Origin of the sequence: Psychrobacter sp. PL15 (assembly GCF_035984995.1) — a bacterium.
Taxonomy (GTDB): domain Bacteria; phylum Pseudomonadota; class Gammaproteobacteria; order Pseudomonadales; family Moraxellaceae; genus Psychrobacter.
Window position 1 is genome coordinate 78,378 of the sequence record NZ_JAXCIB010000011.1, and the last position, 7,300, is coordinate 85,677.

Sequence of the window (7,300 nt, forward strand, 5' to 3'; positions counted from 1 at the left end):
TTAGGCGTCGAATTTTTTGATGATTAAGGTGGCATTAGTACCACCAAAGCCGAAGCTATTGCTCATAAGAGTCTTAAGCTTAGCCGGTCGCATTTCAGTGACGATATCAAAGCCTTCGGCAGCTGAATCAAGATTTTCAATATTAATACTCGGGGCGATAAATTCTTCTTGTAGCATAAGTAAACAGTAAATCAACTCTTGAGCACCGACCGCCCCTAAGCTATGACCGGTCATTGATTTGGTTGAGCTAATAGGCGGGACCGTATTTTTAGCATCGTTGTCGGAAGCGAATACTTCAACAATAGCTTTCAGTTCGGTGATATCGCCTAATGGCGTACTGGTACCGTGGCTATTAATATAATCCACACTCTCTAAGCCAGCCTGATCTAAAGCTTGCTGCATACAACGTACCGCACCCTCGCCACTGGGGGCAACCATCTCAGCACCATCAGAGCTAGCGCCATACCCGACAATTTCGGCTAAAATATTGGCGCCGCGCGCTTGGGCATGTTCCAAGCTTTCAACCACCACCATCGCCCCACCACCGGCAATCACAAAACCGTCGCGATCTTTATCATAAGCACGTGAGGATTGTTTTGGCGTGTCATTATATTGCGTGCTCATTGCGCCCATAGCATCAAACATACAAGACTGGGTCCAGTCCTCCGCTTCACTGCCACCGGCTAACACCACGTCTGCTTTGCCCAGCTGAATCAGTTCAGCGGCGTGGCCGATACAGTGAGTTGAAGTCGCGCAAGCTGAGGAAATAGAATAGGAGACCCCTTGAATTTTGAGACCGGTCGCTAGAGCCGCAGACACTGAACTGCTCATAGTCTTTGGCACTGCCATAGCACCGACTCCGCGCAGACCTTTTTCGCGCATAGCATCTACTGCGATGACCACCCCCTCTGTTGATGCGCCACCCGATCCTGCTATAACTCCCACACGTGGGTTATTATTAATGGTTTCAAGTGCTAACCCTGCTTGCTCAATAGCGGCCAATGCGCTCACATAAGCATAGAGGCTGGCATCACTAAAAAAACGCTTCAATTTGCGATCTATACCAGAAGTGTCAAGTAACCCTTTATCAATACTACCGCTGACTTGCGATTTAAAGCCGTGCTCAGCGTAAGATTCATTAAATCTAATGCCAGACTGCCCTTGTTTTAAAGCAGTGGTGACAGTGGCTAAATCATTTCCGATACAAGAGACAATCCCTGCTCCAGTAATAACAACTCGGCGCATACCGTATTCCTTATAATAGCGATTCTTTAATGATGGCTTTGATGCCTCTTTACATTTAATGCTTATCTACATTTAATGCCTTTCTATGTTTAATGCCTTTCTATATTTAATGCTTATGTATCGACGTTTGCTGTTAGGCGTTTCTCAAAGCTTAATTTCTTTACTTCAAGTATTTTTTGATTCTTTTAGTTTTATAATAATACCGAAAATTGTCTAAGCACTAGGTCAATCATACCTTAATTCACGGTATGATAACGTATCGACGATTCAAAAACGTTGCTCAATTGCAAAATAATAGTAAAAATACCATGAACTCTAAAAGGCAAGCTGACAGGCCTTGCTGAAGTAATTTTGATAAGGGCAACATTAGCGATCATAACATTCAAAAACATAAGAGACAGATCACAAGCAGATGGTATAGAGGTGGCAATTATTCAGTCTAAAGTTACGAACAAGTCATAACTTTAGATACAAATGTCGTGGTAGCAATAACATTGTTCTCACTGACATAAATATCAAAAATTAGCTACACTAATAGAATAGATATCAGTACAAAAGCGAATTAATGTTGAGCTTATTAATGGTTTGTGCTAAACCTAGCAAACCACTAATAAGTAGCAGACCCCAATAAAAGGTTAAAAATTATTCGAACCTAAGCTTTTTAGGCATATTATTTTAATCACACCAATCATCATATTAAGGATACAACGATGGCAAAGCAGAGCACTCTTTCTCAAGGTATTAAGACTATCGGTTATTTTACACGGAGTAATCTTGAGCGTATGGGTTCACTAATTGATAGTGTTAACACCAAAACAGGTAAGTCAAGTCACTATAAAGCGGTAGATTTAGGCAACGACGATTACCAACAAGATCTATTCCGTGAGCAAACCTTAAAAACCACTCAACAGCTCCTTGGTACTCGCTTTGCTACCTATGGCAAATATGCTAAAAAAGTAGTCCCTGATAAGCTATTCCAATCTACGCTGGATAGTGCTTTTGCTCAGCTGGCGAAACTGGCCTCAAGTTGGAGTCAGCTCGACTTACCAAGTGAGCATCGTTTCGCTAATGTCGCGACATTGGATGACGGACAACGTTATGCATTGGCAACTGCTATTGCCAATCAAAACCGTGCGCTTGCAACCCTGGGTGGATTGACGGGTTTAGCCGGTTTGCCAGGGTTGTTAGCGGATACCTTATGGCTATTATTAGTGTCATTACGTACGGTTTATCAATTGGCTGCTGTCTATGATAAACCACTGACTGGTAAACAAGGTATAAAAGCAGCTTACGAATTACTCGCTAACGCTGACTTGAGTAAGATGCAAGAAAAACAAGCGCTGTTGGCAGGTATTGGGGTAGGTAAGGGCCTACTTGATAATGCCCAAAGCCGTGGTCTGCATAGTGAGCTCAAAAATTTAGGCCTTAAAAATCAGAATGTGAATTTCTATGCAGAACAAGTCGATAAAATTGCTGGGCAGGTAGGTATCGATCTGGATCAAATTGACTTGTCATGGGTCCGCCGCTTCTTACCAGTAACCGCTGTCGCTGTAGGCATGCGTTACAATAGCCGCTTGATCGATCAAGTCATTGGCGTGGCACAAGCGACTTTTGCACCAGAACCCAAGCTTGCCAATCGCGCGATCACTGATGACAGCAGTAGCGAAGCTGAGGTTAGTAAAAATACAGACAGTCAGAAAAAAGACACAGGGAAGCGTGTAGAAGAAGCATCAGATAGCAACAAATCTGCCGATGAGAAGCAAACAGAAACCAGCGAGCAAAAATCAGAGGTAAAAAAATAGTTATTGGTCATTGAGAAATAAAAACAGGTGGTAGTGTCTTAAGACTTTTTTGCATGACAAAGATAATGTCAAATAATGTTAAATAGAGTCTTGAAAGTTAAGACAATACCACCACTTAGTGCCTAACAATTGACAATTTTATAAGCTTGTCTTGTCAAATGTTTATTTTCACGGGTACGGCTTAGCTGTATTGCTAGCCAATAGTAGCGTATACTTAATGCATATCTGCTGAACGTTGTAAAGTAAAACTACCTATAAGTGGTTGAAATTACAACAACATATCTTTATAATACATTGTCCTAAAAATGGGTACCCCAAAAATCCGCGTATAGCGTGAGATGGCTGGTGGATTGGCCCATTTTTTTGTTTTATACCAAACGGGAGAAGCATGCCTTATGGCAACAACTAACCAATTGATTCGTAAGGGTCGCAAAACAATCAAGGAAAAGTCAAAAGTTCCTGCGTTGCAAGCGTGCCCACAACGTCGCGGTGTATGTACTCGTGTATATACTACCACGCCTAAAAAACCTAACTCGGCCATGCGTAAAGTATGTCGTGTACGTTTGACTTCAGGCTATGAAGTATCAAGCTACATCGGCGGCGAAGGTCATAACTTACAAGAGCACAGTGTGGTTCTTATCCGTGGTGGTCGTGTAAAAGATCTACCGGGTGTACGTTATCATACCGTTCGCGGTGCACTAGATTGCGCTGGCGTAAAAGACCGTAAGCAAGGTCGCTCTAAATATGGTGCGAAGAAACCTAAAGTTTAATATTAGCGATAATATTAACGTAGTGTGTATTCGTACGACCCATTAACTGTGCATGGGATTAGTGTTATCGGTTTGAGCATTTTATTTAACTAAACTGCTGCCACAACACTCCCTCATGCAGTAAGGCTGACTGATAACTCTTCACTGCGCTCACAATATATTGCTGCCAGTATGAGATTATGAATGTCAGACTCTCCTGAAGACAAGGAAATTTATTATGCCAAGACGTCGCGTCGTAGCTACCCGTGAGATCCTACCGGATCCTAAGTTTGGTAGCCAAACCATCGCTAAATTCATCAACCACGTGATGAGCCATGGTAAAAAATCTACTGCTGAGCGTATCGTTTACGGTGCTCTTGAGACTGTAGCTCAAAAACGTAACATTGAAGATCCTGTATCTTTTTTCGAAGACGTTCTCGAAAATGTTCGCCCAATGGTAGAAGTAAAAGCTCGCCGCGTTGGTGGTGCTACCTATCAAGTACCAATGGAAGTACGCCCCTCCCGTCGTACTGCATTGGCTATGCGTTGGATAGCCGAAGCAGCTGCTAAGCGTTCTGAAAAATCAATGGCTCTACGCCTTGCAGGCGAATTGGGCGATGCATCAGAAGGCAAGGGTAATGCTATGAAAAAGCGTGACGAAGTTCACCGCATGGCAGATGCTAACAAAGCATTCTCACATTACCGCTTCTAAGTTCGCTTAAAGCTGTAAGTGCTGGTAAATCAGACGCAACCATTTGCGCTACTGATTTATCAGCGTATATGGTTATTCTATAACCTTATCGCTTATTTATTCTATTGATTGCCGCTATCACTTGTTCAGTTGTTACATAACTTATGCTACACAATTTAAGTTCTTGAACGGCTGCGATGGCGGATATCTGTTATGACAATTTTGTCCTAGATTCAATGCTTTTATATTCTTATCACTGACGCTGTCAAACCGTATTAGGTTTATCAAGTGGCCAGTAAAATAGCCAAGCTAGATTTTTTTGCTAAGAGTATAAAGTAGAGACATACAATACATTAATACATACATGACTTCCCCTAGGAAAACACTATGGCTCGTATAACTCCCCTAAAGCGCTATCGTAATATTGGTATCTCAGCGCACATTGATGCTGGTAAGACAACTACTACCGAGCGCGTTTTGTTCTATACCGGTGTCAGTCACAAAATTGGCGAAGTACATGATGGCGCAGCTACCATGGACTGGATGGAGCAAGAACAAGAGCGCGGTATTACTATTACGTCAGCGGCGACTACCTGCTTTTGGTCAGGTATGGCCAAGCAATTCCCTGAACATCGTATCAATATCATTGACACCCCAGGTCACGTTGACTTCACGATTGAAGTTGAACGTTCTATGCGGGTACTTGATGGCGCGTGCATGGTTTACTGTGCAGTAGGCGGCGTACAACCACAGTCTGAGACCGTATGGCGTCAGGCAAACAAATATAAAGTACCGCGTCTTGCATTCGTAAATAAAATGGATCGGGTTGGTGCTGATTTTTACCGCGTTATTGAGCAAGTTAAGACTCGTTTAGGTGGTAACCCAGTAGCCGTTGTTATTCCAATTGGTAAAGAAGAAGACTTTGAAGGCGTGGTTGACCTAGTGTCTATGAAAGCCATCTATTGGGACGAAGCGTCTCAAGGTATGGAATATGAAGAGCGCGAAATCCCAGCTGAACTACAAGAAAAAGCGGAAGAATTTCGTGAAATCTTAGTCGAAACTGCTGCTGAAGCGTCTGAAGAGTTAATGAATTTATACTTAGACAATGGCGAATTGTCTCAAGATCAAATTCATGCTGCCATTCGTCAACGTACTATTGATAACGAAATTATTCCATTACTTTGTGGTACTGCCTTTAAGAACAAAGGCGTACAAAAAATGTTGGATGCGGTTATTCGTTATTTACCAGCACCAATAGACGTACCGGCTATTAAAGGTATTCTCAACGATAAAGACGAAAGCGAAGGCTTCCGCGAAGCGTCAGATGACACTCCTTTCTCAGCCCTTGCTTTCAAAATCATGAATGATAAGTTCGTCGGTAACTTAACCTTTGTTCGTGTTTATTCAGGTGTCTTAAAGCAGGGCAGCAGCGTTTATAACCCAGTTAAAATGAAGCGTGAGCGCGTTGGTCGTATCGTTCAGATGATGGCGAACACGCAAGAAGAGCTTGCTGAAATTCGTACTGGTGATATCGCCGCTTTAGTGGGCATGAAAGATGTGACTACTGGTGATACTCTTTGCGACGAGAGCAACGTGATTACTCTTGAGCGTATGGAATTCCCAGATCCAGTGATCAGTTTAGCGGTCGAACCTAAGACCAAAGCTGACCAAGAAAGAATGTCGATTGCTCTAGGTCGTTTGGCGAAAGAAGACCCTTCATTCCGTGTACATACTGATGAAGAATCTGGCCAGACTATCATCAGTGGTATGGGTGAGCTGCATTTAGAAATTCTTGTCGATCGTATGAAGCGTGAGTTTGGCGTTGAAGCTAACATTGGTGCGCCGCAGGTTGCTTATCGCGAAACGATTCGTGAGACGATTGAACAAGAAGGCAAATTCGTCCGTCAAACCGGTGGCCGTGGTAAATTCGGTCATGTGTGGTTACGTCTTGAGCCACTTGATCCAGCGGGCGACGTTTTATATGAGTTTGCTGAAGAAGTGGTTGGTGGTACGGTGCCAAAAGAATTCCATGGTGCGGTTGATAAGGGTATCAGAGAACGCATGAAAAATGGCGTACTTGCTGGTTACCCAATCGTTGGCGTAAAAGCGACCTTGTATGACGGTTCTTACCATGACGTTGACTCGGATGAGTTGTCATTTAAGATGGCCGGTTCTATTGCTTTCAGAAAAGGCTTCTTAGCTGCTAATCCGGCACTACTTGAGCCAGTCATGAAAGTTGAAGTGGAAACCCCTGAAGATTACATGGGCGATATTATGGGCGATTTAAACCGTCGTCGTGGTATGGTTCAAGGTATGGAAGATCTGCCTGGTGGTACCAAGCAGATCCGTGCAGAAGTGCCATTAGCAGAAATGTTTGGTTATGCCACACAGATGCGTTCAATGTCACAGGGCCGTGCAACTTACTCGATGGAATTCCAAAAGTACGCTGAGATTCCAAAATCAGTATCCGCTGCTATTATCGCTAAGTTCAACTCTAAAGATGGCGACGAGTAATTAATAACCCTTTAATAATGGCAATATAGAGCCTAACTCTGTATTGTCAGTTTTGATTAAGCCAATAACTTGTTAAAAGACTTGTTATTGGTCGTGATTTTCTTATAATATCTGCACACTATATGTGCAACCCTTTAACAATTATCTTAATGCGGTCACAATTGCCTTAATTATTGTATCAACACTAATGAAGCATTGACCCCAAATAAAGAGGAAACACTCATGGCAAAGGCCAAGTTTGAACGCAAAAAGCCACACGTCAACGTCGGCACCATTGGACACGTTGACCATGGTAAAAC

The 7,300-nt window shown here is 42.9% G+C and carries 5 protein-coding genes and 1 pseudogene; 5 read left to right on the forward strand and 1 reads right to left on the reverse strand.

Annotation, left to right across the window (positions count from 1 at the left end; translation table 11 throughout):
- Complete coding sequence (locus RCH20_RS10155) at positions 1-1,245, reverse strand: beta-ketoacyl synthase N-terminal-like domain-containing protein (RefSeq protein WP_327193522.1); 1,245 nt, start codon at positions 1,243-1,245, stop codon at positions 1-3.
- Positions 1,246-1,955: 710 nt separating this feature from the next.
- On the opposite strand from RCH20_RS10155, the gene RCH20_RS10160 reads away from it, so the two are divergent.
- From RCH20_RS10160 to RCH20_RS10180, 5 genes and pseudogenes are all read left to right on the forward strand, one after another.
- Positions 1,956-3,047, forward strand: coding sequence for an EcsC family protein (locus RCH20_RS10160; RefSeq protein ID WP_209956334.1), 1,092 nt, complete (start codon positions 1,956-1,958; stop codon positions 3,045-3,047).
- Positions 3,048-3,442: 395 nt separating this feature from the next.
- Positions 3,443-3,817, forward strand: coding sequence for a 30S ribosomal protein S12 (gene rpsL / locus RCH20_RS10165; RefSeq protein WP_201557636.1), 375 nt, complete (start codon positions 3,443-3,445; stop codon positions 3,815-3,817).
- Positions 3,818-4,034: 217 nt separating this feature from the next.
- Entirely contained in the window at positions 4,035-4,508 is a 474-nt protein-coding gene (gene rpsG / locus RCH20_RS10170; protein WP_209956335.1) for a 30S ribosomal protein S7, read from the forward strand.
- A 366-nt stretch (positions 4,509-4,874) separates the two neighbouring features.
- Positions 4,875-7,001, forward strand: a complete 2,127-nt coding sequence (fusA, locus tag RCH20_RS10175; RefSeq protein ID WP_209956336.1) for an elongation factor G — start codon at positions 4,875-4,877, stop codon at positions 6,999-7,001.
- Positions 7,002-7,223: 222 nt separating this feature from the next.
- Positions 7,224-7,300: pseudogene (locus RCH20_RS10180) on the forward strand (hypothetical protein); the annotation flags it as partial.

What these genes read in the sequence shown, in the direction of transcription:
- RCH20_RS10155 (WP_327193522.1), bottom strand. Translation starts at nt 1,245, where the DNA reads ATGCGCCGAGTTGTTATTACTGGAGCAGGGATTGTCTCTTGTATCGGA.
- RCH20_RS10160 (WP_209956334.1), top strand. Translation starts at nt 1,956, where the DNA reads ATGGCAAAGCAGAGCACTCTTTCTCAAGGTATTAAGACTATCGGTTAT.
- rpsL (WP_201557636.1), top strand. Translation starts at nt 3,443, where the DNA reads ATGGCAACAACTAACCAATTGATTCGTAAGGGTCGCAAAACAATCAAG.
- rpsG (WP_209956335.1), top strand. Translation starts at nt 4,035, where the DNA reads ATGCCAAGACGTCGCGTCGTAGCTACCCGTGAGATCCTACCGGATCCT.
- fusA (WP_209956336.1), top strand. Translation starts at nt 4,875, where the DNA reads ATGGCTCGTATAACTCCCCTAAAGCGCTATCGTAATATTGGTATCTCA.